Here is a 25,699-nt window from a genome sequence, read left to right as displayed (position 1 = left end):
CTTAGTTCCTTTTAGCATCAATAAAGCCGCCGAAGCGCTGGCGGAAACGTGCAGTGCTGCCTTCGCTGTTGAGGGCTTTCTGCTTACCGGTGTAATACGGGTGCGATTTGGACGACACATCGAGGGTGACATAAGGATAGGTCACCCCATCCAGTTCAATCACGCGCTCGGTCTTGATTGTCGAGCCCACTTTAAAATATTCATTCACGCTGGTGTCATGGAACACAACGGTACGATAATGCGGATGGATATTGTCTTTCATGATAACCTCAATAGATATGTTATAACATAACAATAAGGTTACGCCGCAAAAAGACAAAGATCAACCATGAGAAGCTCGGGGATGAAAAATCGAGCGGCGCAAACCGCCCGTGAGAGATTAAGGATTCAGTTGATGAGCAAGCGCACGCAGCTGTTCTGCAATGGCCTGTAGGTCTTTCCCCTGCTCCGTTTTTGGCCCGGTGGAATGACGCACTACCAGCCGGGCTGGCAGGATTGAAGAGGTATGCGAGGTTTCGCTATCGCCGCTATCAAGAATACGGCGTACGGCCTCTTTCCCCTGTAAATCCAGATCCAGCGACACGGTCGTCAGCGCCGGGTAGAAGAATGAGCTTTCATACGTATCATCGTAGCCAATTACCGACTTCTCACCGGGAATCGGCACCTGATGCTGGTGAAACGCGCTCAGTACCCCCAGCGCCATCTGGTCATTCCCCACCAGCACCGCCGTAAATTTCGGCGTCTCACGCAGCATCTGCAGCGCGCCCGCATAGCCGCTCTGCGCGTCCCAGTTACCGCGAATCACCGTCACCGGCTGTAGCCCGTACCCTGCCAGCGTCTCTATCCAGCTCTTCAGGCGCAATTTTGCCGAGACGGAGCTTTCCGGCCCGGCCAGCAGCGCAATCTCCCGATGGCCCATTTCATACAGATATTTGACGCTCGCGCGGGTGCCGTCAGCCGGATTAAACGAAACGTTAAACACGGAGCTGTAGGGATCGACATCGAGAAAGAGACAAACGATATCATCGTTGTCAGCCGCGATTTTCTGGGCCTGTTCGGTCTCCAGAGGCACGTTGATGATCACCTTATCAACCAGCTGGGACTTCAGCTCATTGATGGATTCCTGAATACTTTGATTGACGCTCTCATCAATCATAGAAATTAACACCTGATAACCTTCCACATTCGCATAGCGTTTTACCGCTGCGGCGACCTGAGAAGGCGCGTGCAACGACAGTGAAATCGTCACCAGACCGACGGTCCGACTTTGCTTGCCCACCAGCTGTTGAGCCAGGCGGTTAGGGACATACCGCAACAGCTCAATGGATTTCTCCACCTTACGACGCGTGGCCTCGGATACATTAGCAGATTTATTGAGCACCCTGGACACGGTCTGATAGGAGACGCCTGCATGACGCGCGACATCTTCTAAGGTTGCGCTTTTCGACTTCATGGTCCGGTTCCTTATGTTGTTATCCCTGGATTGTAACAGGGGCCATTTAAAAAAACGCGCCCTGCAACGTTACCATGCTAAAAAATGACAATAAAAGTATTACGCTCACAATACATCAAATTGTGAATGGACTCACTAACCGTAACAAATTGCGCCATTTTATTTGCAGTTAATCACACTATCACGATCATTAAATTGCCTGAAATTACGTTTAGGCATTTCATTACATCGTTAATGTGAACGTAATACAAAACAATAAGAGGATAGACATGAACACTACGCTGCGCACAGTCTCTGTTGCGTTGGCCGCCGCGCTGATTTCACCATCCGTGCTCGCGGCTTCCGCCTCTGTTCCTGGAATTGATTTTCATGGTTATATGCGTGCCGGGGTTGGGGTCTCCGGGGATGGCAGTCTGGCCGAATGGCAAAAAAACAAAATTGGTCGTCTGGGTAACGAATCCGATACCTATGGCGAGCTGGAGTTGGGTTCTGAGGTGTATAAGAAGGATGACGTCAGCTTCTATCTCGATAGCATGGTCAGCATGGTCTCTGACGGTTCTAACGATAACGAAACCACCCTCAATGACGACGCGCAGTTTGGCCTGCGTCAGCTGAACCTGCAAATTAAGGGCCTGATCCCCGGCGATCCTAACGCGGTAATTTGGGGCGGCAAGCGCTACTACCAGCGCCACGATCTGCACATCATTGATACCAAATACTGGAACATCTCCGGTTCCGGCGCCGGGATCGAAAACTATAGCTTAGGCCCAGGCGCCGTTTCACTTGCCTGGATCCGCGGTGACGCAAACGACGTCGATTACCGCGTCGATGGCGACAGCAACGTCAATATCAACTATGTCGATCTGCGCTATGCGGGCTGGAAACCGTGGTCCGGCGCCTGGACCGAATTTGGTATCGACTACGCAATGCCTAACACCACCAAAAAACAGGATAGCTACGGTGGGCTGTACGATGCCGATAACGGCGTGATGCTGACCGGTGAAATCAGCCAGGATATGCTGGGCGGCTACAACAAGTTGGTTCTGCAGTATGCAAATAAAGGGCTGGCGCAGAACATGGTCTCCCAGGGCGGCGGTTGGTACGACATGTGGAACTATGTCAACGATGCCACCGGCTATCGCGTGATCAACACCGGTCTGATTCCGATTACCGACAAATTCTCGATTAACCATGTGCTGACCTGGGGCTCCGCCGACGACATCACCGACTATACCAACAAAACGCGCTTACTCTCTCTGGTCGCACGCGGACAGTATCAGTTCACCGAGTATGTCCGTTTGATTGGCGAAGTCGGCGGTTTCTACCAGAAAGACAGCTATAAGAACAATACCGACTACAAACAGGCCGGCGAGAAATACACCATTGCGCTGGGTCTGGCCGATGGCCCGGACTTTATGTCACGCCCGGAATTACGTATTTTTGCCTCCTATCTCAATGATTCCGAGAATGGCAAACCGTTTGAAGATCAAACCGCCAGCAATACATGGAACTTCGGTGTTCAGGTCGAAGCCTGGTGGTAAAAGTATTTTTGTTATCTGAACGTGTTTTATCTCCAGCTGTAAGGTCGTAATTACCCTCCGGTAATGATTATTGCCATTGTTGTCTTTGTCTTGTTTTCGGGATAACTCTATATGGAGTTATCCCTTTTTATTTATTACTTTTATTTCCGGCTAGTAAAATGCTCATCTAATAGTTGACGCAGGGTGTCAGACTGCTTGCCGAAAATAGCGTGAACCTGTTGCCCGAGAATAATTACTCCCAGCGCCCCTTGCTGCTGTAGCGCCTGAGAATCGACAATCGCCAGATTATTAACCGTGACCCGCAAACGCGTAATACAGGCGTCGACATTAACAATATTCCCCTCCCCACCAAACGCCTGAATGAGATCCTGTAGCTGTTGCTTTTCAACATCACTTAACGGCACCGGTTGGCGAGGCTGGGCGAAATAATACAGAAAGGATTTTAAACTGACCATCATGCACTCCTGATAATATCAAGGTAAAAAAAAGCCTGCTCGCAGGAGCAGGCTCAGATAACGCAGTGATTAGGCTTTACGACTGAGAATACGGCAGTCCCACGCCGTTAAGGTCAACGGCGCGCTAATGGCCGCGCCGGATAGACTGTCCTGATAACCCTGCGGCAGGTTTACGCTGTGCTGCTGCGCGCTGTAGTTCTGCAAGAAAACATAGGTCGTTTCGCCGTCGGTGCGTGCCGTGGCGACCACGCCCGGCGGAAGCTCACTCTCTATCGCCCGCGGTAAGGCCAGCTCCCGGCTGATGACCGCGAAGAGATCGCGCTGGAAAGCCAGGTCGTTGCGTGAGGCGACATGCCATGCCTTCCCCTTGCCAAAATGATTCACCGTAACCGCCGGGCGGCCGGCGTAGAAATCATCACGATAGGTTGCCAGCGGTCGGGCGCTTTCGGCATGAATCAGCTCGCACAGATGGCGTACCTGATACGGCCCCTGTAACCCGCCTTCATTGCCTGCCAGCCCCTGAACCAGATTGCGCTCGCCGTCATTCAGACAATCAATCTCCTCCGCCCAAATGCCCAGCAGGTTGCGCAGAGGCCCCGGGAAACCGCCAAGATGACAAAGATCGGACTCATTAACGATTCCCGTCCAGTAGGTAGTCACCAGATGGCCTCCGCCGGCGACAAACGCTTCGGCGCGCCCGGCAAAGCCGTCGCGAACCATATACAGCATCGGGGCGATAACCAGCTGGTAGGCGCTCAGGTCACCATCGGCATCGATGATATCGACCGCAATACCCTGCTCCCAGAATGGCCGGTAATGTTCATTAACGGTATTTTCATACTCCATACCGAGATTACGCGGGCCCTGCGCATCATCCAGCGCCCAGCGGTTTTGCTGGTCAAAGATAATTGCCACTTTGGCATCGGTACGACAGCCAACCACGCCAGGCAGGCGACTGAGCATCTCACCCAGCCGGCTCACTTCGCGGCCGACGCGGGTATCCAGATGACCGACGTGGTCAATGACCGCACCGTGGAATTTCTCCACCGAGCCACGGCTCTTACGCCACTGGAAATACTGAACTGAGTCTGCGCCGTGGGCGACAGCCTGCATTGAGGAGAGAATATGCATCCCCGGCTTTTTCAATTTACTGGTCGGCTGCCAGTTGGTGGCGCTCGGCGTTGATTCCATCAACACAAACGGCTTGCCGCCTTTCAGGCTGCGCATCATGTCATGGTACATCGCGGTATAGCAGGCCAGCGTGGTTTCATCTTTGTCGCGATGCCACATCGGATAGCTATCCCAGGAGATGAAATCCAGCGCCTGCGCCAGCTGCCAGTAGTCGTAATCGTAGAAATACTCCATGAAGTTGGTTGTCACCGGCAGGTCAGCATTCGCCGCCTTCAGCGGGGCAATCTCATGGCGGCAGAAGTCGGTGACCTGCGCCGTGTTGAAGCGACGCCAGTCGAGATTCAGCCCGTGAATGGACACTTCCCCCTGCGGTGCCGGTGATTCAATCTGCGACCAGTCGCTGTAGGTGTGGCTCCAGAAGGTGCTCCACCAGGCGTGATTGAGGTTTTCCAGCGTCTGGTAGCGCGCTCTCAGCCAGTCGCGAAACCGCGCCTGACAGCGTTCACAATGGCAATCTCCGCCATATTCATTGGAAATATGCCAGCCGAGCACCGCCGGATGCTGTGCGTAGCGTTCCGCAAGCAGGCTGTTGATTTTAAAAACCTTCTCCCGATAAACCGGTGACGTCATACAGTGGTTATGCCGTCCGCCGTGCAGCGCCGGTACCCGGTCGCGTCCCACCCGCAGCACCTGCGGATAGGCCTGCGACAGCCAGGCCGGGCGCGCGCCGCTTGGCGTAGCCAGAAACACGTGAATACCGGCGGCAAACAGCTTATCCAGAATGCTGTCCAGCCAGCCAAATTCAAATACGCCTTCCTGAGGTTCAAGTTTGGCCCAGCTGAAAATCCCCACCGACATGACATTGCATTTAGCCTGCTGCATCATGGCAATATCTTGATCGATAATACCGGGATAATTCTCCCACTGCTCCGGGTTATAGTCAGCGCCATGCAATAATGCATTGACCTTCGGACTCAAAGGCGCAAATTTATTCATAATAAACATCCTGAAGTGTAAAACTTAACGATTAATTAAAGACTTTCGCTGAAGGTAATACTTTCCCCTGGCAATCAAACAACGCCTGATTTTCCCGGGCATTACCCTGTTTCCATTCATCGTGGATATATTTCATGCCCGCTGGCGTGGCCCAGGTATTTCCCGGCACGGCAATCCAGGTCGGCTCCCAATAAAAAATACCTTTCCCGCGCTGGTCGGGAACATCGGCAACGGCCTGCATTAAATCGTGAATATAATTATATTGTCCCTGTACCGTGGCCGGATAACCGCCCTCTTTTTCTTCTTTGGCCTGGAAACTGTTTTCTGCGCTATCGCAATTTTCCAGGGTATAGGCATAGGCGGCCTCCACGACTATCACATCTTTGTTATAGCGCCGGCTGATATCATCCATATTCGCTTTCAACGCACCGATCGGGCCGTTCCAGTAGGTGTACATCGACAGGCCGATGATGTCGTACGGTACGTTGCGCTTGCTGATTTCATCAAACCACCAGCGGAAGGTATCGTTCTTCGTACCTTCAGCCAGATGAAGCATGATTTTCACCTGTTCGCCATTCTTCAGATTCTCTTTCAGGCCGTCGATGGCCGCATTCAGCAGACCCGCCAGACGGTCAAATTCGCCGCCGCCCTGCCCCCAGCTTTTGCCTTCCGGCCACAGCATGCCCCCGTTGATCTCATTGCCAATCTGCACCATATCCGGCAGAACGCCTTCCTGCTTAAAGCGGGCGATGGTGTCACGGGTGTAGTCGTGGATAGTCGTTTTCAGCTGCGGATAATCCATTTTTTCCCAGGCCTTCGGCTTGAATTGTTTACCCGGATCAGTCCAGAAATCGCTGTAGTGGAAATCCAGCAGTAGCTTCATGCCCTGCGCTTTTGCCCGCTTCGCCAGCGCCAGCGTTGCCGCCAGATCGTTATCACCGCCGCCGTAGCCCTGACCCTGCGCATCTTTCGGGTCAACCCACAGGCGCAGGCGGACATAGTTCACGCCATCGGCTTTCAAAATGGCGATCGGATCCTGCAGCTGGTTGTTGTGGTTATAAAACTTTGCCCCGTGCTTTTCCGCATCCAGCAGCGTGGAGATATCTGCGCCTTTAATAAAATCCGCAGGCATCGCGCGAAATGCGCGCGTTTGCAGCGCCTCGGCAGCCAGAGCAGAAGGGGAAAAACTGCATGCCAGACAAACAGCAAGCAACGCGGGTGTTAATCTTTTCATGGGGTTATCCTTTTGTACTGCCAGAGGTCAGGCCGGAAACAAAGTATTTTTGTAATGCCAGGTAGAGAATCGCGACCGGAACGGCAATCAGCACCGCGCCTGCCGCGTAGGTGGTGTAGCTGGCGCCCATTTTTTGCGCGACCAGGTTGTACAGGCCGATCGGCAGCGTGTATTTGTCCGGCGTACGCAGGATGGTGCTCGACAAAATAAAATCGCCCAGCGGACCGGTAAATGAAAACAGCGCCACCACCGCGAGAATCGGTTTTGACAGCGGCATGATTATCTCGAAGAAGATACGGAAGCTGCTGGCGCCGTCCATTCTTGCCGACTCATCCAGATCTTTCGGGATCGCGTCGAGATAGCCCTTCATCAGCCAGGTATTCATCGGGATCATGCCGCCAACGTAGATCAGCACCAGCGCCAGATGGCTGTTGATCAGCCCCAGCAGCTGCGAGAGTACGAAGATCGCAATCAGCGCAGAAAACTGCGGGATCATCTGCAACAGCAGGAACAACATCAGCCCGTTCTGCCGCCCTTTAAAGCGAAAGCGGGAAAAGGCGTAGGCGGAAAAACTGACGCTGATTAAGGTCAGCACCATGGTCATGAAGCTGATTTTCATCGAGTTCCAGTACCAGGTCAGGTAGTTCACATTGCCGTTGAACAAGTCGGCATAGTGCTGGAATGACAGGTTCTCCGGAATAATCGAGGTGCTGAGCAGGCTGTTTCCGGCATTCAGCGACGCGCCGACGGTCCAGACCAGCGGATAGATAATCACCACCGAGACCAGGATAACAATCAGCCAGGTGAGTGACAGGCGAATCCACTTTTCGCGTTTAATACTGGGTGATTTAGCCATGTTGCTTCCCTTACGCCATGTCGTCGTTTTTGAAGGATTTGGTGGCGCGGAACTGCCACAGTGCCAGGCCGACGACAAAAATCGACAGCAGGATAGTAATGGTCGCCGCAATGGCATATTGCGAAGACGACATCGTCAGTTTGTAGATCCACGACACCAGAATATCCGTCCCGCCGGCATTCGAACCGGCGACCGCTGGCCCGCCGTTGTTGAACAGGTAAATGATGTTGAAGTTGTTAAAGTTGAAGGTGTACTGGGTGATAATGATCGGCGCGATCGAGTACAGCACCAGCGGCAGCGTAATGGTCCGCAGGCGGGTAAACGCGCTGGCTCCGTCCATAGTCGCGGCTTCATAAAGGTCGTCAGGAATCGCCTGCAGCACGCCGGTGGTCATGGCGAAGACAAACGGGAAGCCCAGCCAGGTTTGCATCATGATCAGCGCAGTTTTCGTCCAGAACGGATCGGTCAGCCACGCCTTCGGGCCAATGCCGAAGAACGACAGAATCGCGTTGTTGATCACCCCAAACGAGTCGTTAAACATCCCCGCAAACACCAGGATAGTGACAAAGCCCGGAACCGCCCACGGCAGGATAAAAATGGTGCGAATCATCGGTTTAAAGCGCAGATCTTTCTGGTTCACCAGGATTGCCAGCAGCACACCGACGGTGCATTGCAGGGTCGTCGCCAGCAGCGTCCACACCACCGTCCACTGCAGCACGTCAAAGAAGGTCGAGCGCCAGATAGAGAGCGTGAAAATATTGATAAAGTTTTTAAAACCCACCCAATCCACCAGCTTCGCCGGCGGCGTGTGGTAGAGGTTGTAGTTGGTGAACGCGATGGCAAAGCCAAAGAGAATCGGGAAGATGACGACGAACACCAGCAGAATAAAGCCGGGGCTGATCATCAGATAGGGAAACCCCTGGTTCAACAGCATCTGATACTGTTTGCGCACGCTGTTCAGCGCCACGCCTTCATCGCGCTTTTTGCCGTTAACCCAGGCATCGCGCAGCGAAAGAGAGTAAATGAGCAGGCCAAAAGCGACGATCAGCACGCTGATGATCCCTTCCGCCAACAGGAAAATGGAGTTATCCCGCGGGACTTCCTCACCCAGGGTGTAGAGCCCCCACAGTCCTTCTTGCAGGAAGTCATAAAAAACGCCCATGAAACTGCTCAGCAGAACCAGGAAGACAAGCCCCTTCAGCCACTGGCGATGATAAAACTGGCCAAAACCCGGCACGACAGCCAGCAGCAGGCCGCACCACGCATGACGACCTGCGCCGCGCGACTCGGCAATATTTTCGCTGGGATTGATAATCACACACCACTCCTTCTGAAAACGGGAGGTCCTCCTCCCGCTTTTTTACATCTATGCCCTGATAATCCGGGTAACAGGTCAGCGGCCAACGCGCCTGTTACCTTACAATGACGGACATCGCGATTACTGGTTGCTGGCCTGCATAGCCTCGATCTGCATCTTGATCTGTTTCTCTGCATTATCGAGCGCCGCCTGCGGCGGCTGTTTGCCGGTCAGGCTGAGCTCCAGCGCCGCGTTCGCCGGCCCCCACACTTCGCCCATTTCCGGGATCCCCGGCATCGCCGTGGCGCGAGCGGATTGCACCGCCACCGCGCTGGCTTTCTCGTCATTCTTGATAAGCGGATCGTCAATCATGGCTTTCAGCGCCGGGATCTCGCCGGTTGCCACATAGCGCGCCTTCACGTACTGAGGCTGGTTGATAAACTCAATAAACTGCTGCGCCAGCGCTTTGTCTTTGCTCCAGGTCGACACCACGTAACCTTTTACGCCAAGGAACGAGCTCATCGGTTTGCCGTCTGGCAGCATCGGCAGCGGCGCGACGCCGTAGTTAATCCCCGCCGCTTCGTACGGCTGGAACGCCCATGGACCGTTGATCACCGCCGCCGCTTTCTTCTCCGTGAATAACGAATCGATGGCATTCAGCCCGTTATCTCCGAGGATCCCCGCCGGGAAGACCTTGTCGCTATAGAATTTTTTCAGGAAGGTAACGGCTTCGACCGCGCCGGGTTTATTCAAACCGACGTCCTGCGGATTAAAACCGCCCTTCTCGTTTTTGCCGAAGATATAGCCGCCCATCGGACCAATCGCGCCCCAGCTGTAATAGATCTGATCGAACTTGGCCAGCAGGCCATATTTGTTCTCCGCCCGCTGCGCTTTCGAATAGTCGAACCACGCCTGCAGGCTATCCAGCGGTTTGTCGATCAGCGCTTTGTTGTAAATCAGCACCAGGGTTTCCACCGCTTTCGGCACGCCATACAGCACGTTATCCATCCGGAAGGCATTAATTGACGCCGGGGTGAATACCTCCTGCTTCGCCCGATCCAGCGTCAGCGGCGACAGCAGCCCCTGCACTACCGCTCCCCCGAGCTGGTCATTGGGGATCACCAGCACATCCGGGCCAATGCCGGCAGGGCCATCAAGGCGCAGCTTTTCCAGCTGTTGTGCATAGGGCATCTCCTGCACGTTGACCTTAACGTCGTACTGTTTTTCAAAATCGCCGATCGCCGCTTTAATCCCGTCGGATTTTTTGATGTCTTCCCAGACGTTCAGCTGACCGGCGGCGTGGACCTGCAGGCTGACAAGCTGCCCGGCAGCCAGAGTCGTGAGGATAAGTGCAGCAAGGATGTTCTTTTTCATTATCAACCTCATGTGAAGGTATAACAATTTATTGGTTTTTATTTGATAACTTCATTTATCACTGTGTATGAATCAACTGATAAATGGCGACTTACAACGCTAAATCCAGTTTTTCCTGATTTGTTATACGCTACGCTTTGAAGGCGTATAAAACTACACCAGACTACCAGTTGTGTGATCGTGATTGCAGAAATGAAACATCGATGTAGGGCTCAAAAATACGGGAAGTTATAGTCATTCCATGATTTCAGCGCTGTTGAGCATTGTTGAGCCTGGTTGTTACACGTAATACAAAAAACCGCTGCAACCCTAATCCCAACGGCAAATAACGATTACTAACCCCGGGGAATGTTGATGTCCAATATACGACTGAGGAATGTCACCAAACGGTTTGGTACTACCGTGACGCTGCACCAGGTCAATCTTGATATCGAAGACGGTGAATTTGCGGTCTTTGTCGGGCCATCCGGCTGCGGGAAATCGACCCTGCTGCGGATGATTGCCGGACTTGAGGAGGTCAGCGATGGCGAGGTGCTGATCGGCGATGAGGTGATGAATGATGTGGTGCCCGCCCATCGCGGCGTGGCCATGGTTTTCCAGTCCTATGCGCTCTATCCGCACATGACGGTGGCGGAAAATATGGGCTATGGCCTGAAGGTCAATAAAGTGCCGAAGGACGAAATTCGTCGTCAGGTCGAAATGGTCGCCAAAACGCTACAGCTGACCCATCTGCTGGACCGCAAACCGAAACAGCTCTCCGGCGGCCAGCGTCAGCGTGTGGCAATCGGCCGCGCCATCGTTCGTAACCCGCGGGTGTTTATGTTTGATGAGCCGCTCTCGAACCTGGATGCGGAGCTGCGCGTCGAGATGCGTCTGCACATCGCCAAACTGCACCATGAGCTGAAAACCACCATGGTGTATGTCACCCACGATCAGGTGGAAGCGATGACCCTGGCCGATAAAATCGTGGTGATGAACTACGGGAAAGTCGAGCAGATGGGATCGCCGATGTCACTGTACTACAACCCGGTCAACCGGTTCGTCGCCGGTTTTATCGGCTCTCCGAAAATGAACTTCCTGCCCGCCACGGTCAGCGCCTGGCAGCCGGGTCAGCTCACCGTACAGATGGCGCAGCAGCATAGCCTGACGCTGAATATCACCACCTCGCCGCTGCAACCCGGTGACGCGGTGACGCTGGGGATTCGCCCGGAACACCTGTCGACCGACGTTCGCAGCGGTACGGTAGTGGAGTTTCAGTGTGAAGTGGTTGAACGCCTGGGGAACAACACCTACCTGTTCGGCCAGTGCTATGGCCATGACAACGTGAAAATTCTGCTGCCCGGCGATGTGCACTTCCGACCGTGGCAGAAAATCGACGTCGCCTTTGACGACCGCTTCTGTATGGTTTTTGATGAAAACGATCTGCGGATCAGCGCCGATATTACTGCGCCAGATGCTCATTAAAAAACATCTGGCTGTCATGATTACGCTGTAAACTGAACCTGGATGCTGATAACGCAAGCTATCGGCATGCCAGCTCCAGCCCTCGTTTTAATCCGCGCCGCTCATTGCCTCGACCGCTGCGGATCATCCACTGTTAGCCCGATATCCGCGCTATGTCGTGATTCGGGCATTTTTTAAATCCAATAATAATTGTCGCTCGTCTGCGACCTTTCTCCGCTATCGGATATACTGATCAAATCCCCAATAACATAAGGATATGCGCATGACGACCAGGAATCTGGTGAGTCTGGTAACCGGGGTATTGATACTCGCCGTCATTGTGCCGATAGCCTTAAGCATCTGGCTGGCGACCAACCAGGCAAAAATACTGTTTTATTCCGAGCTGGATAACTACTCTTCCCGCGTGCTGATGCGCATCCAGCAGGTGGCGAGCCAGGCACGAGAAGCGCTGCAGGAAGCCGATGCCCACAGCGCAGCCGCCTGCAGCCCACAGCATCTGCTCGCGATGCGCCGAATCGCCTATACCCACCGCTATGTGCAGGAGGTGCTTTGGCTCAAAGGTTCGGTGCCGCAATGTTCTTCTCTTGAAGATCGCAGTCCCCCTGTCTCCTTTCCTGACCCCGATCACATCACCACCGACGGTTATCGGGCCTGGCTCACTTCAGTCAACGATCTCGGCCTGAAGCGCAAAATGACGGCGCTAGGCAGTAAGAATCATGTCGTGATGATCGATCCCGCCTCATTTATCGATATCATTTCGCCCGGCCAGGAAAATATTCATGCGATTCTGTTTGGCACCAAAGACAAGCAGGTGATTACCAGCAGCGAGCCTCTCAACCCGGTGGTCTGGGAGCAAATCAAGCACCTGGATGGCCAGACGCTCACCGTCGACAACACGGTTTATCGCCTCCATCGTATTCCAGAACTGGGGCTGGCTATCGCCACCTGGTCATCCACGCTGCCGCTGCAGGAAAAATTCCGCCACCAGCTGGTGCTGTGGCTTCCCCTCGGCCTGTTTATCAGTCTGCTGACCTCATTTTTGCTACTGCGACTACTGCGCACCTTACGCTCTCCACGCTATGGGATGCTGGATGCGCTGCACTCCGACGCGATTCGGGTCCATTACCAGCCCATCGTCTCGTTGAAGGAGGGCAAAATCGTCGGCGCCGAAGCCCTGGCGCGCTGGCAGCAGCCCGACGGCAGCTTTTTATCGCCGGATATTTTTATTCCGCTTGCCGAAGAGACCGGGCTCATTACCCATTTAACTGAAGATATTGTGCGGAAAATTTTCGCCGAGCTCGGCCCGTGGCTGCACACGCATCCGGAACTCCACATTTCGATTAATCTGTCGGTCGACGATCTGCGCTCACCTACTCTGCCAGCCCTTCTGGCCGATCGGCTACAGCAGTGGGAGATCGCGCCTGCGCAAATTACGCTTGAGCTGACGGAGCGCGGTTTCGTCGATCCCGAAACCACTCTGCCGGTGATCGCCCGCTATCGTCAGGCGGGACACAGCATTTCGATCGATGACTTCGGGACCGGTTATTCCAGCCTCAGCTACCTGCAAAAACTGGATGTCGATACCCTGAAAATTGACAAATCCTTCGTCGATACCCTCGAATATAAGCCGCTGACGCCGCATATCATCAAAATGGCAAAAGCGCTCCACCTGGCTACCATTGCCGAAGGCGTCGAAACAGCAGAACAGCGCGACTGGCTGTGTCGCCACGATGTGCTCTACGCCCAGGGCTGGCTGTACAGCCCGGCATTGCCGAAAGAGCAGTTTATTCTGTGGGCGGAAAATAACCTTAAAGCGCATGCGCTACGCTTAAGGTAAATCCATGAAGGGAGAGCTCCCTGATGCAAAAACATCCCTGGCCTTTACACGATGTGCGCCACTGGCTGGAACCCGGCGCGGTCGTCTTAATCAGCAGCCGCTGGCAGGATCGAAATAATATCATGACCCTTGGCTGGTATACGGTGCTGGAGTTTTCCCCCTCGCTGGTAGGGTGCATGATTTCCGCCGGCAACATCAGTTTCGACATGATTCGCCGCAGCGGGGAGTGCGTTATCAACCTGCCTGACGCCGCCATGGCGGAGACGGTCGCCAGAATCGGGAACTGTGACGGTGACGCGGTAGACAAGTTTGCTGCCTTCCGGCTCACCGCGGAAGCCAGTGAACAGGTGTCCGCGCCGTCAATTGCCGAATGCCACGCCAGTTTTGAATGCCGGCTCTTCGACGCTGCGCTGGTGGACAGCTATAACTTCTTTATTTTTGAAGTGGTGGCGGCAAACGTAAAACCGCAGCCCAGGTGGCCACAGACACTGCACTATAGCGGCGGCGGTCTGTTTCGTACCGACGGCGACGTACGCGATTATCGCCACCTGTTTACCAAAGTATCCTGACCACGCCACTGCCGCCCCCTTCCACAGGAAAGGGACGGCGGGACAGATTATTCATCCAGTAACGGCAGGAAGCCGCCGAAAATCATTCGCTTACCATCAAACGGCATGCTATCGCCTAACGCTTTCATCCTTGGGTCGGTCATCATGGTGGCATTCGCCGCATCGCGCACTTCTTTTGACGGATATTCTATCCAGCTGAACACGACCTCTTCGTCGCTCCCGGCTTTCACCGCCATGCGAAAATCGGTGAGCTTACCGTCCGGCACATCGTCCGCCCAGCACTCCACCACCCGTAGCGCACCAAACTCTTTAAACAGCGGTGCGGCCTTTGCTGCCAGCTCGCGATAGGCCTCCTTATTTTTCGCGGGCACGGCAACGACAAAACCATCAACGTACTTCATGAGTATGATCTCCGAAGTGAACAGCGCGACCGGCGAACCCGACCGCATCTGTAAGGCTAAGTTTAGCCCTCATCCCTTATTACGGGATAAAATCAGGAGACCGCCTCACCGGTAGCGGTGACCGTTTTGCGCACCGTCGGCTGGAGAAACCAGGGTAAACACAGCTGGATAAGCGGCCCAATCGTCAGCGCATAAAGCACGGTGCCGACGCCAACGGTACCGCCCAGCGCCCAGCCGATCGCCAGCACCGATAGTTCAATGACGGTGCGGATCCCCCGCAAAGACCACCCGGTACGGGCATGCAAACCGGTCATCAGTCCATCACGCGGTCCGGGGCCAAAACCGGCGCCAATATACATCCCCGTGGCCAGAGCATTCAGTACGATGGCGCCGATCAGCATCAGGCTGCGCAGCACCAGCGACTCCATTGGCGGCAGGACGGCCAGCGTCGCGTTTGCCGCCAGCCCCAGCACAATCACATTGCTGACCGTTCCCAGACCCGGCATTTGACGCAGCGGGATCCACAACAGCAGCACCGCGGCCCCGGTCAGAATAATCACCGTGCCAAAATCGAGGCCAAACTGCTTACCGACGCCGAGATGAAAAACATCCCACGGATCGGCACCCAGATTGGCATGAACAAACAACGCGGTCGACACGCCGTACAGAACAAGACCGATATAGAGCTGCACTAATCGACGTAACATTTTTTACCTCTGGATGATTGCGGACCTCGCCATCATCAGCAAAAATGGATTGATAATTAATGGCCAGTTTTTTAAAAGTGGATCGCTATGGTTTCTCGTCGCTTCGGTACGCAATCGCTGGTACGCCTGCTGGGCCACTGGCAAGAGTCTTCGACCCGAACGCCGCTCTGGCGCCAGCTGGCGGACGCCCTGCGTCTGCTGATTCTTGATGGTCGCCTGACGCTGGAAACGCGGCTCCCGGGCGAACGGGAGCTGGCCGCGGCCCTGAACGTCAGCCGCACCACCATCGCCAGCGCGCTCGGCCAGCTGCGTGAAGAGGGTTATCTTTACAGTCGTCAGGGAAGCGGTTCGCGTATCGCGCTGCCGGAACGAGCGGACACGGTGACAACAGCGGACTTCCGTCCATCATCGGTCAATCTGGCCACCGCCGCCCTGAGCGCCGGACCAGAGATACACCAGGCCTATCATCAGGCCCTGACGATGCTGCCGCAACATCTGTCCCATACCGGTTACGACCAGCACGGGCTGCCGGTATTGCGGGAGGCGATAGCCCGCCGCTACTGCGAACGGGGTCTTCCAACCCGCAGCGAGGAAGTGATGATTGTGAACGGCGCGTTGAGCGCATTTTCGCTGGTGCTTCGCCTGCTAACCGGGCCAGGCGACCGCGTGGTGATTGACGCGCCGTCCTATCCCATGGCGATCAGCGCCATTCAGGGCGCCTCCTGTCGGCCGGTCGGCGTCGCCCTGCCGCAGCACGGCTGGGACTGCGACGGACTGGCGGCAACCATTGCGCAAACCGCACCGCGGCTGGCCTGGCTGATGCCTGATTTCCACAACCCTACCGGCCGTTGTATGGATAGCGCGACCCGCCAGCGAGTGGCCGATATGGCAGCGCAAACGCGTACGACGCTGGTGGTCGATGAGACAATGGTGGATTTATGGTACAACGCCCCGCCACCGCCGCCGCTAGCGGCCTTCAACGCCGAGGCACCGGTGATAACAATTGGCTCGGCCGGAAAAAGTTTCTGGGGGGGATTACGTATCGGCTGGATCCGCGCTTCCTCACGCACCATCGCCTCGTTAGTTCAGGCCCGGGATTCACTCGACCTGGGCACTCCGCTGCTTGAACAGCTGGCCTGCAGCTGGCTGTTCGAAAATGATCGGGCCTGGCTCCCGGCGCGTCGAGCAATGCTGGCCGCACGCCGTGATATGTGTGGTGCGCTCATGACGGAATACTTTCCCCACTGGCGCTTCACATCACCTGAAGGCGGACTGTCATTTTGGGTGGAATTACCGGGCATGCTGGCGACGCTCTTCTCAGCAAGAGCGGAGAGTATCGGGATTCATATTGGTACCGGAACGCGCTTCGGTCTGGCTGGCGCCTTTGACCGCTACTTGCGTTTACCTTTCACCCTGGACGATGAGGAGTTGCGCAACGCATTTACGACCCTGCAGCCAGTCTGGGCGGGTCTTACGCAGCAGAATGAAAATACGCGAATGCGTAAAATAATATAATAAAATATCGACGGGCTGGATTCAGCCCGTCAAAAACCATCATCCATGACGCATATGAGATGTTTTTTATAAATTGCACTTCATGATGTCATTGCTATATGTCAGCCCGATGACATCAATGAATAAATTTCATTAATGCTGGCGTGGGATGGGAAAACTTTTTAACGAGATAATAAAACCATCTTCATCTTTTTTTATTTTCGCCCCGGTATCACACCAGTCGGAGGCAATGCGAAAGAACTCATCACTACCGATATTCCAGTTGAGGCGAACATGCTTAACATACCCTGAACGTAACAAGTCGCAGGCTTCGCTATAGTTGCTGGCTGTAGAGAGTTGTTGTTTCATTTTTTCTTCTTCAGAATTTTTCTTAATGCTTTGATTTCTTTAGGGGTTAATGGAGAAGCTTCTTCTTCGGTATGCTGGCTATCGATATCCTCTTCCGAAACCCCCGCCTCACCTGCTGAATCTGCCATTTGAAATGCCAGAAGCAGCAGTTTCTCCGTTGCAGTACCCAGATTTTCGTTATTTACTTCCGCATAATGACGCAGCTTTTCTTTTAACTCCGCATCAATTTTTACGTTCAAAACTACTGTAGTCATCGTCATGCTTCCCGTGCAATAAATTTATCATAATTAATACACGAAGTTAACAAACTGATCCAGACATATATTTTCAGCTGCCGAACAGGCAATAAATGCCCAGAGATAATCTGCCAGTTATTTGTGACATGAAAATGACATTAATATTTCACTATTATTTCAAATTTATGACATATATTTTTAAAGCATAAACCGGGGGTATTTTTAGAGGCGATACTGGCAGGCACGATGATCCTTAAACTATCCGCTATTCTTCGTGCTGGCACGATTCGGGAGCAGAATAATCAGGGAAAAGCAGTCCAACATCCAGGATGCGAAAGCGGTTTTTTTGCTGTGTGCAGGAGCATGAGAAAAACAAAGAAAGAAACAGGGATCCCCAGAATTGGGTGGGGGCCCTGCCAGCTACATCCCGGCACACACGTCGTCTGCTCTGGCTGCTTCCTTCCGGATCTGACCTGGTAAACAGAGTAGCGTTGCGGGAGAACCAACAGAGCCCCCATTGAGAGCGTCGTTATCCAACGCGCAGCCGCATTATCCCTACTGGACCGACGAATTGCAAGCTAACCCCAACCGGATGCTGGTTTATTGTGCAGCGCCGGGCGAAAAGCTTCCTGTACACCCCTGGCAAGACCGGCAACGCTGCGTCGCCTCCGCTTGCGACGTTCGCTTCCACGGTCGTGAAACCTGGATAGCCCCGACGCTGTACAGCCACTCGGTCAGCGCTTATTCTGAGCCTTTCCCGGTTTACAGGACGCACGATGGATTCTCACGACACTTTTCCCCGGCGGGTCTGGCAAATTGTGGCCTCAATTCCGCAAGGTTACGTCGCCACCTATGGCGATATAGCACGGCTGGCGGGTTCACCTCGTGCGGCGCGCCAGGTTGGCGGGGTCCTCAAGCGCCTGCCTGAAGGTTCCACGCTTCCCTGGCACCGGGTGGTCAATCGCCACGGCGACATTTCCCTTACTGGCCCGGATTTGCAGCGCCAGCGCCAGGCGCTGCTGGCTGAAGGTGTCCAGGTGTCCGGCAGCGGCCATATCGATCTGCAGCACTATCGCTGGATTTACTGAAGATAAAAAAAATGCCCCTCGGCAGGGGCATAGATGGGTTACTGCGCGGCAGGGGCATCGCTGCTGGCGACCGGTACGGCCGTCTGCTGTACCGGCACCAGAATCAGGTCGGCCCGGTTCCCACCCCCATTCACCACCGTCTGCACGGTATCGGTGATAAACATCATCTGACCGTTAACCGTAATGGCCGAGCTCAGCAAAATGCGGGCATTCGGTTTGATATCCGCCGGGTTGTACGGCAGGACAAAGTTATACGGCGGCTGCTGGCCTTCGGTGCGAACCGTTTTCTGCGCCAGGACATGCGCCGGTGCATCGGCCAGCGACGCATCCGATAAGGTGACTGTCAGTACCGCATCCGGCGGTAGGGCGACTCTCTGCCGGATCGAGATAGTCCCTGATACATTAGGCTGCTGCTGCGAAGAAGTCAGTGACGCAATGCCATATGGATCGGGGGCAGCCGCCTTATTGGCTGTCGTGGCGCTGTGATTATTCGCGCAGGCGGTCAAAGCGGTTGCAACGGCTAAAGCACTTAACATATAGGCAAATTTCATTATGTTCTCCTTTTCATCCCTTTACTTGCAGGAGTATGTCCTGCCGACTGGCGAGCAGTAACATTGGCATCGTGGATAAGTGTGGCACAGATCTCAGTTCTCTTCCTGCAAATGACCCTTTATTCAGATTATTACACCCATCGGACCACTTGCGATTCCAGGTTATACTTGGCCTCAATACGCACTGCGCAAGGCAGTTATCATTGATTGAGGGTAAATATGAGTCAGGCACTAACCAATCTGCTGGCATTATTGAATCTGGAAAAAATTGAAGAAGGGTTATTCCGCGGGCAGAGTGAAGATCTGGGCTTACGTCAGGTTTTTGGCGGCCAGGTCGTCGGTCAGGCGCTGTACGCGGCGAAAGAAACCGTGCCTGCCGAGCGTCTGATCCATTCATTCCACAGCTATTTCCTGCGCCCTGGCGATAGCCAGAAACCGATTATTTATGACGTCGAAGTACTGCGCGATGGCAACAGCTTCAGCGCCCGTCGGGTGGCGGCCATTCAAAACGGGAAACCCATTTTTTATATGACCGCCTCCTTCCAGGCGCCAGAGCCCGGCTATGAGCACCAGAAATCGATGCCGACCGCCCCTGCGCCGGATGCTCTGCCTTCCGAAACCGACATCGCGCGCAAGCTGGCGCACCTGCTGCCGCCGCAGGCCAGAGATAAGTTCCTCAGCGACAAACCGCTGGAAATCCGCCCGGTTGAGTTTCACAACCCGCTGAAGGGCCACGTTGCAGAACCGACCCGTCAGGTGTGGATCCGCGCCAACGGCGCGGTGCCGGAGGATATTCGCATCCATCAGTACCTGCTGGGCTACGCTTCCGATTTCAATTTCCTGCCGGTAGCGCTCCAGCCACACGGCGTCGGGTTCCTGGAACCGGGGATGCAGGTGGCGACGATCGACCACTCGATGTGGTTCCATCGCCCGTTCAACATTAATGACTGGCTGCTGTACAGCGTTGAGAGCACTTCTGCCTCCAGCGCCCGGGGCTTCGTTCGCGGTGAGTTTTATACTCAGGATGGCACGCTTGTGGCGTCAACGGTGCAGGAAGGGGTCATGCGCAACCGTAACGCGTAAGGAGTTATGCGCGACGGGTAACATCTGATGTTGTCCCTCCTGACGAAAAAAAGCCTCCCGTCGGGAGGCTTTGCTGCTACTGGAGTGACTCAATTTATCAGGCGTTGTAGGCGTTTTCGCCGTGGCTGTTGACGTCCAGACCTTCGCGCTCCTGCTCTTCCGGAACACGCAGACCTACGGTCATATCCGCCACTTTATAACCGATGAAGGCCACAATGCCGGACCAGACGATAGTGATACCGATACTTTCCAGCTGCACCAGCAGCTGATGGCCCATGGTGACGCCTTCCGCGTAGCCAACGCCGCCCAGAGAGGTTGCGGCAAAGATACCGGTCAGGATACAGCCCACGATACCGCAGACACCGTGTACGCCGAACACATCGCACGGGTCATCAACACGCAACCAGCGTTTGAGAACCGTTACGCCCCACAGACCCGCCAGACCGGAGGCGATACCCACAATCAGTGAGCCGCCTACGCCGATGTAACCACATGCCGGGGTAACGCCAACCAGACCGGCAATCGCCCCGGAACAGGCACCTAACAGAGAAGGTTTACCGCGGGTCGCCCATTCGCCGAAGGTCCAGGCCAGAATAGCCGCGGCGGTCGCCACAACGGTGTTGACGAAAGCCAGCGCGGCAATTTCGTTCGCCGCACTCGCGGAACCGGCGTTAAAGCCAAACCAGCCAACATACAGAATTGCCGTACCGGTGAAGACCATCGGCAGGTTATGCGGTTTGAACGCTTCTTTGCCAAAGCCAACGCGTTTGCCCATCATATAGGCGCCAACCAGACCGGCCACGGCGGCGTTGATATGCACCACGGTACCGCCGGCAAAATCCAGCGCGCCGTGCGTCGCCAGCAGACCACCGCCCCATACCATGTGTGCAATCGGCACATAGGAGAGCGTCATCCAGACGACGACGAAAATCAGCACCGCGGAGAACCGAATACGTTCAGCCAGCGCGCCCACGATCAGGCCAACGGTGATGCAGGCGAAGGAGCCCTGGAAAGCGACGTGGATGTACTGATAGAAGGTTCCCATCAGCGCTTTCAGCTCAATGTTTTTCAATAATACCCAGTCGAAGCTGCCGAAGAAGCTGCCGCCGGTACCAAACGCCAGGGTGTAGCCATAAACCACCCACAGCACGCATACCAGCCCAAAGGTGACGATGACCTGGGTCAGCATAGAGAGCACGTTTTTACCGCGAATCAGGCCACCATAGAACAGCGCAATGCCCGGAATGGTCATAAACAGCACCAGCGCGGTGCAAATCATCATAAAGGCGTTGTCGGCTTTATCTGCCACTGCCGGTGCGGCCATCGCCAGCCCCGGAAGCAGTGCCAGCGAACCCAGACCCGTTTTCATTGTTGCTATTTTCATTTTCTCGATCCCCATCACTGTGTGGTCTGGACGTTACAGTGCCGCTTCGTCGGCTTCGCCGGTGCGGATGCGAATAACGCGTTGCAACTCGGCGACAAAAATTTTGCCATCGCCAATTTTTCCGGTGTAGGCCGCTTTACTAATCACATCAACGACCTCATCAAGCTGATCGTCGGCAATCGCGACATCAATCTTCACCTTTGGCAGAAAATTGACGCTGTATTCGGCACCACGGTACAGCTCGGCGTGGCCTTTCTGACGGCCAAACCCTTTTACCTCAGTGACCGTCAGGCCCTGAATGCCGATGGAAGATAACGCTTCACGCACATCTTCCAGTTTGAATGGTTTGATTACCACGGTAACCAGCTTCATAAGTCCCCTCCGCTCTGAATTCGTAATGGCAGCAGCTAACACACAGGGAATAAAGCAAGGGCTATGCCAGAAATGAAAAAGGGCCGCATAGCGGCCCTTTTAACGAAGAAAACAGAAGAACGGTGGCAGAAGATAGCGGAAAAGCGCCGACCACCGCCCAAAACGCACCATTTCAGTGCATCAGGCGTTGCATTTTTGCACCATGCTAAACCGCGCCAGCACGACTGCTTGCTTATAGTGCATCAGGCAATAAGCGACTCTTCCTGCGCGCTGGCAGCCAGCTCTTCACCAGCCAGCTGCAGCTGATACATTTGCCAGTAGCGCCCTTTTGCTGCCAGCAACTGCTGATGATTGCCACGCTCGACGGCCTGACCACGGTGGAGCACCAGGATGGTGTCGGCCTCAACAATCGTCGACAGACGATGCGCAATCACCACCAGCGTGGTGTGCTGACGAACTTTGACCAGCGCTTGCTGAATCGCCTGTTCGGTGCCGGAATCGATATTCGCCGTCGCTTCATCGAGAATCAAAATCTGCGGGGTATCCACCAGCACCCGCGCCAGCGCCAGCAGCTGCTTCTGTCCCACCGAGAGATTATTCCCCTGCTCGCCCAGCTGCGTATAAATCCCCTCGCTCATCCCGCGCGCCAGTTCTGCCAACTGCACCGACTCCAGCGCCTCCCAGACCTGCGCCTCGCTGATATCGCGACCGAGCGTGACGTTGGCATAAAAGGTATCCGCCAGCACCACCGGATCCTGCTGCACCATGGCGACGCCCTGGCGCAAGGCGCTGTGGCTCAGTGAAGCGAGCGGACGACCGTCGATACGAATTTCCCCTTTGCTCAGCGGGTAGTAGCCCATCATCAGGCTGGCCAGGGTGCTTTTACCGCTGCCGGTATGACCGACCAGCGCCACAAAACCACGGGACGGAATATCCAGGTTAATGTCCTGCAGCACCAGACGATCGCCGCGATAAGCAAAAGAGAGATTCTCAATCGACACCGTGCCGCTGCGCAGCGGCGCACTGTCCTGCCCCCACGCCTGGCGCGGGCGATCCATCAATTCGAAAACGCGCTCGCCGGCGACGACCGCCTGCTGAAGCATCGACTGCTGGGTCGTCAGCTCGATCAGCGGCTCATTCAGGCGCCCCAGGTAGCTGATAAAGGCGTACAGCACCCCGACTTCAATTGTGCCCGCCGAGCTAAATCCGAACAGCATCAGCAGCCCGCAGAGCACCAGGGTTGAGAACAGACTCAGCAGCGGGCGCAACAGGAAACCATCGAGGCGCAGCGTTTGCATCCGCGCCAGATAGTGCGCATAGCTGGCTTCACGCATCCGCTCGCCGAAACGCGCCTGCTGGCGGAACTGCTGGATAACGCCCATGCCGTTGATGACTTCATTAAAGCCGTCGTTGATATCCGCCAGCCAGGCCCGCACCCGACGTACGATCGGCGTGCTGTAGCGCTGATAAATCATCATCACGATCAACACCGCCGGGAAAATCGTCAGCGCCACCAGCGCCATGCGCCAGTCAAGGCTGAACATCGCCACCAGCATAGCGCCAATCAGCGCCGCGCTACGCAGTACCGTCGCCACCACCGTGACGTACAGATCGCGGATCACTTCCGTATCGTTGGTGACGCGAGAGATGAGCTGTCCGACCGGCTGGGTATCAAATTCGCTCAGCGGCTGGCGCAGCGCAGCATCCATCACATCACTGCGCAGCTGCTGCACCACGCCAACGGCGGCGCGATTAAACAGCAGCGACTGGTTATAGTGCAGAGTCGCTGCGAGGATCTGCAGGCCGAGATAGGCCGCGGCAAGACCGCAGACCAGCTTCAGCGGCACGGAGTTCTTCGCCACCATATTATCGATAAAGTAGCTGATCAGCAGTGGACCACTGACCTCGGCGGCCGCGGCAATCCACATCATCACCACCGCAATAATCAGCGGTTTACGCCACGGGGAACCGTAGGCCAGCAGCCGTTTTAAAGTCGGCCAGAGCTCGGAAAAACTACGCATCAGCGGCCTCCTCTTGATCCTGCGGCGCATCGTCCAGCGCCGCTTCCAGCTGTTGATAGCGATACATATCGCGATACCAGCCGGGCTGCGCCACCAGTCCATCGTGACGACCGCGCTGGACAATATGACCATGCTGCATCACCAGAATCTCGCTGGCCTCAGTCAGTGCCGACAGGCGATGGGCGCTGATAATAACCGTTCGCCCCTCTCCCCACTGCCGCAGATTATGCAATATCTGATGCTCGGTCCGGCCATCCACCGCCGACAGCGCATCGTCAAGAATCAGAATCTCCGCTTCCAGCAACAGCGCGCGGGCGATGGAAATGCGCTGTTTTTGCCCGCCGGACAGCATCACGCCGCGTTCGCCGACTTCCGTTTCATATCCCTGCGGCAGGCGCAGAATATCGTCGTGTACGCTGGCCAGCCGCGCAACATGCTCAATTTGCTCCGGCGTCGCATCGGGCCTGCCGAGCGCGATGTTGTTGGCGACAGTGTCGGAAAACAGGAACGGCGTCTGGTTCACGACCGCCAGCCGGGCGCGCCAGCTATCGAGCTGCAGCCGCGTCAGCGGAATATCATGGAAGCGAATATCCCCTTGCGTGACGTCAAAGTGGCGCTGAATCAGCGCCAGAATCGTACTTTTCCCTGCGCCGGTTGGCCCGCAAATGCCCAGCATTTGCCCTGGCTGGAGCACGAAGTTGACCTTCTCCAGCGAGGCCTTATTCGCCTGCGGATAGATAAATTCGCGTACGGCGACGCTAAGCGCACCGCGCCCTTCCGGGGCCAGCTCATGACCATCGTTGACGGTCGGCGCCTCTTCAAGCATCGTGCGGATCCGACTGTAGGCCGCGCTGCCGCGTTCTACGATGTTAAACATCCATGCCAGCGCCAGCATCGGCCAAATCATCAAACCGAGATACATCACAAAGCTGGTCAGTTGGCCAAGGGTCATACTGCCCTGCAGCACCATCCAGCTCCCTCCGCCGATTGCCAGCAGGTTAGCCGTGCCAATCGCAATATAGATAGTCGGATCAAAGCGCGCATCAATGCGCGCCACACGCATGTTTTTCCTGCCGGTATCCGCCGCATCGGCAGCAAACTGCGCCGATTGCCGGTCCTCCAGGCCAAAGGCCTTAATCATGCGAATGCTGGTCAGGCTCTCCTGAGTACGATCGTTCAGGCTGGAGAATGCCGCCTGCGCGACGCGGAAGCGTTCATGGAGCGCATCACCGTTACGCTTGATAACCAGAGCCATCACCGGCATCGGCAACAGCGCCAGCAGAGTGAGCTGCCAGCTGATTTGCGTTGACATCACGATCAACACCGCACAGCCCATTACCATAGAGTCCACCAGCGTCAGCACCCCTTCCCCCGCGGCAAAGACCACCCGATCAACATCGTTGGTGGCGCGCGCGATCAGGTCGCCGGTGCGGTGGCGCAGGTAAAAGGCCGGATGCTGACGGCTGAGCTGACGATAAAAGTCCTCCCGTAGCTCCACCGCCAGCTGATAAGAGGCGCCAAAAAGCAGCACGCGCCAGACGTAGCGCAGCAGATAGACCATCACCGCGATCAGGACTAACGCGCCGATCCACATCCACACCTTCTCCGCGGTGTAATGTTGTCTGGTGACGCCGTCAACCACGATTCCCACCACCTTTGGCGGAATCAGCTGTAAAACGGCGATAATGGCCAGCAGGGCAATCGCACCGAGATAACGGCGCCACTCCCGACGGAAGTACCAGCTAAGTTGAGCAAATAATCGCAAGCAGTTAAATCCTGAGTGTAT

The 25,699-nt window shown here is 55.3% G+C and carries 24 protein-coding genes and 1 other RNA gene; 7 read left to right on the top strand and 18 right to left on the bottom strand.

What is annotated here, in order from left to right:
* Position 1: 1 nt before the first annotated feature.
* On the bottom strand, positions 2–262 hold the full coding sequence (locus tag BV390_RS05290; RefSeq protein ID WP_032689208.1) for a type B 50S ribosomal protein L31: 261 nt from the start codon (positions 260–262) through the stop codon (positions 2–4).
* A 117-nt stretch (positions 263–379) separates the two neighbouring features.
* Complete coding sequence (locus BV390_RS05285; RefSeq protein ID WP_032689209.1) at positions 380–1,453, bottom strand: LacI family DNA-binding transcriptional regulator; 1,074 nt, start codon at positions 1,451–1,453, stop codon at positions 380–382.
* Positions 1,454–1,722: 269 nt separating this feature from the next.
* On the opposite strand from BV390_RS05285, the gene BV390_RS05280 reads away from it, so the two are divergent.
* Positions 1,723–2,994: a maltoporin gene (locus tag BV390_RS05280; protein WP_032689210.1), complete on the top strand. Its 1,272-nt coding sequence runs from the start codon at positions 1,723–1,725 to the stop codon at positions 2,992–2,994.
* Between the two features lie 140 nt (positions 2,995–3,134).
* Here BV390_RS05280 and BV390_RS05275 read toward each other — a convergent pair whose 3' ends face one another.
* The 6 genes from BV390_RS05275 to BV390_RS05250 form a co-directional block, all read right to left on the bottom strand.
* Positions 3,135–3,449: a glucose PTS transporter subunit EIIB gene (locus tag BV390_RS05275; protein WP_085396667.1), complete on the bottom strand. Its 315-nt coding sequence runs from the start codon at positions 3,447–3,449 to the stop codon at positions 3,135–3,137.
* Positions 3,450–3,518: 69 nt separating this feature from the next.
* Positions 3,519–5,576: a beta-galactosidase gene (locus BV390_RS05270; protein ID WP_032700682.1), complete on the bottom strand. Its 2,058-nt coding sequence runs from the start codon at positions 5,574–5,576 to the stop codon at positions 3,519–3,521.
* Positions 5,577–5,607: 31 nt separating this feature from the next.
* Positions 5,608–6,810, bottom strand: coding sequence for a glycoside hydrolase family 53 protein (locus BV390_RS05265; protein WP_032696525.1), 1,203 nt, complete (start codon positions 6,808–6,810; stop codon positions 5,608–5,610).
* A gap of 4 nt (positions 6,811–6,814) precedes the next feature.
* Positions 6,815–7,666 carry a sugar ABC transporter permease gene (locus BV390_RS05260; protein ID WP_085396666.1) on the bottom strand — a complete coding sequence of 284 codons (852 nt, stop codon included), beginning with the start codon at positions 7,664–7,666 and terminating at the stop codon, positions 6,815–6,817.
* A 10-nt stretch (positions 7,667–7,676) separates the two neighbouring features.
* Positions 7,677–8,984 carry a carbohydrate ABC transporter permease gene (locus BV390_RS05255; RefSeq protein ID WP_032689213.1) on the bottom strand — a complete coding sequence of 436 codons (1,308 nt, stop codon included), beginning with the start codon at positions 8,982–8,984 and terminating at the stop codon, positions 7,677–7,679.
* A gap of 120 nt (positions 8,985–9,104) precedes the next feature.
* A complete protein-coding gene (locus tag BV390_RS05250) occupies positions 9,105–10,337 on the bottom strand; it encodes a maltodextrin ABC transporter substrate-binding protein (RefSeq protein ID WP_085396665.1) in 1,233 nt (410 codons plus the stop codon).
* 354 nt (positions 10,338–10,691) lie between these two features.
* Here BV390_RS05250 and BV390_RS05245 point away from each other — a divergent pair, with 354 nt between their 5' ends.
* From BV390_RS05245 to BV390_RS05235, 3 genes are all read left to right on the top strand, one after another.
* On the top strand, positions 10,692–11,801 hold the full coding sequence (locus tag BV390_RS05245) for an ABC transporter ATP-binding protein (protein ID WP_032689215.1): 1,110 nt from the start codon (positions 10,692–10,694) through the stop codon (positions 11,799–11,801).
* A 262-nt stretch (positions 11,802–12,063) separates the two neighbouring features.
* Positions 12,064–13,638, top strand: coding sequence for an EAL domain-containing protein (locus BV390_RS05240; RefSeq protein ID WP_032689216.1), 1,575 nt, complete (start codon positions 12,064–12,066; stop codon positions 13,636–13,638).
* A 23-nt stretch (positions 13,639–13,661) separates the two neighbouring features.
* The gene (locus tag BV390_RS05235) at positions 13,662–14,207 is read left to right on the top strand and encodes a flavin reductase family protein (RefSeq protein WP_049264621.1); all 546 of its coding nucleotides are present in this window, start codon (positions 13,662–13,664) and stop codon (positions 14,205–14,207) included.
* A gap of 47 nt (positions 14,208–14,254) precedes the next feature.
* On the opposite strand, the gene BV390_RS05230 is transcribed toward BV390_RS05235, so the two are convergent.
* Complete coding sequence (locus BV390_RS05230; protein ID WP_085396696.1) at positions 14,255–14,608, bottom strand: DUF1428 domain-containing protein; 354 nt, start codon at positions 14,606–14,608, stop codon at positions 14,255–14,257.
* 92 nt (positions 14,609–14,700) lie between these two features.
* Complete coding sequence (gene yczE, locus BV390_RS05225) at positions 14,701–15,315, bottom strand: membrane protein YczE (RefSeq protein WP_085396664.1); 615 nt, start codon at positions 15,313–15,315, stop codon at positions 14,701–14,703.
* A gap of 87 nt (positions 15,316–15,402) precedes the next feature.
* Between yczE and yczR the strand changes: the two genes are divergently transcribed.
* Positions 15,403–16,830: a MocR-like transcription factor YczR gene (yczR, locus tag BV390_RS05220; RefSeq protein WP_032696527.1), complete on the top strand. Its 1,428-nt coding sequence runs from the start codon at positions 15,403–15,405 to the stop codon at positions 16,828–16,830.
* 132 nt (positions 16,831–16,962) lie between these two features.
* Here the strand turns inward: yczR and BV390_RS05215 are convergent, their stop codons facing one another.
* The 3 genes from BV390_RS05215 to ffs all read right to left on the bottom strand — a co-directional run bounded on the left by BV390_RS05215 (position 16,963) and on the right by ffs (position 17,922).
* Entirely contained in the window at positions 16,963–17,178 is a 216-nt protein-coding gene (locus BV390_RS05215) for a hypothetical protein (RefSeq protein ID WP_004858752.1), read from the bottom strand.
* Complete coding sequence (locus BV390_RS05210) at positions 17,175–17,432, bottom strand: hypothetical protein (RefSeq protein WP_032696529.1); 258 nt, start codon at positions 17,430–17,432, stop codon at positions 17,175–17,177. The genes BV390_RS05215 and BV390_RS05210 overlap by 4 nt, the downstream gene beginning before the upstream one ends.
* A gap of 393 nt (positions 17,433–17,825) precedes the next feature.
* Positions 17,826–17,922: signal recognition particle sRNA small type (ffs, locus tag BV390_RS05205), an RNA gene on the bottom strand.
* 268 nt (positions 17,923–18,190) lie between these two features.
* On the opposite strand from ffs, the gene BV390_RS05200 reads away from it, so the two are divergent.
* A complete protein-coding gene (locus BV390_RS05200; RefSeq protein WP_032689224.1) occupies positions 18,191–18,502 on the top strand; it encodes an MGMT family protein in 312 nt (103 codons plus the stop codon).
* A gap of 38 nt (positions 18,503–18,540) precedes the next feature.
* Here the strand turns inward: BV390_RS05200 and BV390_RS05195 are convergent, their stop codons facing one another.
* Positions 18,541–19,053, bottom strand: a complete 513-nt coding sequence (locus tag BV390_RS05195; RefSeq protein WP_032689225.1) for a YbaY family lipoprotein — start codon at positions 19,051–19,053, stop codon at positions 18,541–18,543.
* Positions 19,054–19,272: 219 nt separating this feature from the next.
* Between BV390_RS05195 and tesB the strand changes: the two genes are divergently transcribed.
* Positions 19,273–20,136 carry an acyl-CoA thioesterase II gene (gene tesB / locus BV390_RS05190; protein ID WP_032696530.1) on the top strand — a complete coding sequence of 288 codons (864 nt, stop codon included), beginning with the start codon at positions 19,273–19,275 and terminating at the stop codon, positions 20,134–20,136.
* A gap of 97 nt (positions 20,137–20,233) precedes the next feature.
* Here the strand turns inward: tesB and amtB are convergent, their stop codons facing one another.
* From amtB to BV390_RS05170, 4 genes are all read right to left on the bottom strand, one after another.
* The gene (gene amtB, locus BV390_RS05185) at positions 20,234–21,520 is read right to left on the bottom strand and encodes an ammonium transporter AmtB (protein ID WP_032689240.1); all 1,287 of its coding nucleotides are present in this window, start codon (positions 21,518–21,520) and stop codon (positions 20,234–20,236) included.
* A gap of 33 nt (positions 21,521–21,553) precedes the next feature.
* Complete coding sequence (gene glnK, locus BV390_RS05180; RefSeq protein WP_004858743.1) at positions 21,554–21,892, bottom strand: P-II family nitrogen regulator; 339 nt, start codon at positions 21,890–21,892, stop codon at positions 21,554–21,556.
* Positions 21,893–22,134: 242 nt separating this feature from the next.
* Positions 22,135–23,913 (bottom strand): SmdB family multidrug efflux ABC transporter permease/ATP-binding protein, encoded by a 1,779-nt coding sequence (locus tag BV390_RS05175; RefSeq protein WP_085396663.1) that lies wholly within the window; start codon positions 23,911–23,913, stop codon positions 22,135–22,137.
* A complete protein-coding gene (locus tag BV390_RS05170; protein ID WP_032700685.1) occupies positions 23,906–25,678 on the bottom strand; it encodes a SmdA family multidrug ABC transporter permease/ATP-binding protein in 1,773 nt (590 codons plus the stop codon). The genes BV390_RS05175 and BV390_RS05170 overlap by 8 nt, the downstream gene beginning before the upstream one ends.
* Positions 25,679–25,699 lie beyond the last annotated feature (21 nt).

Source organism: Klebsiella sp. YJ, from assembly GCF_002108615.1.
GTDB lineage: Bacteria > Pseudomonadota > Gammaproteobacteria > Enterobacterales > Enterobacteriaceae > Klebsiella > Klebsiella planticola.
Note: the sequence above shows the minus strand (reverse complement) of the source record. Positions and strands in the feature narration are given on the sequence as shown.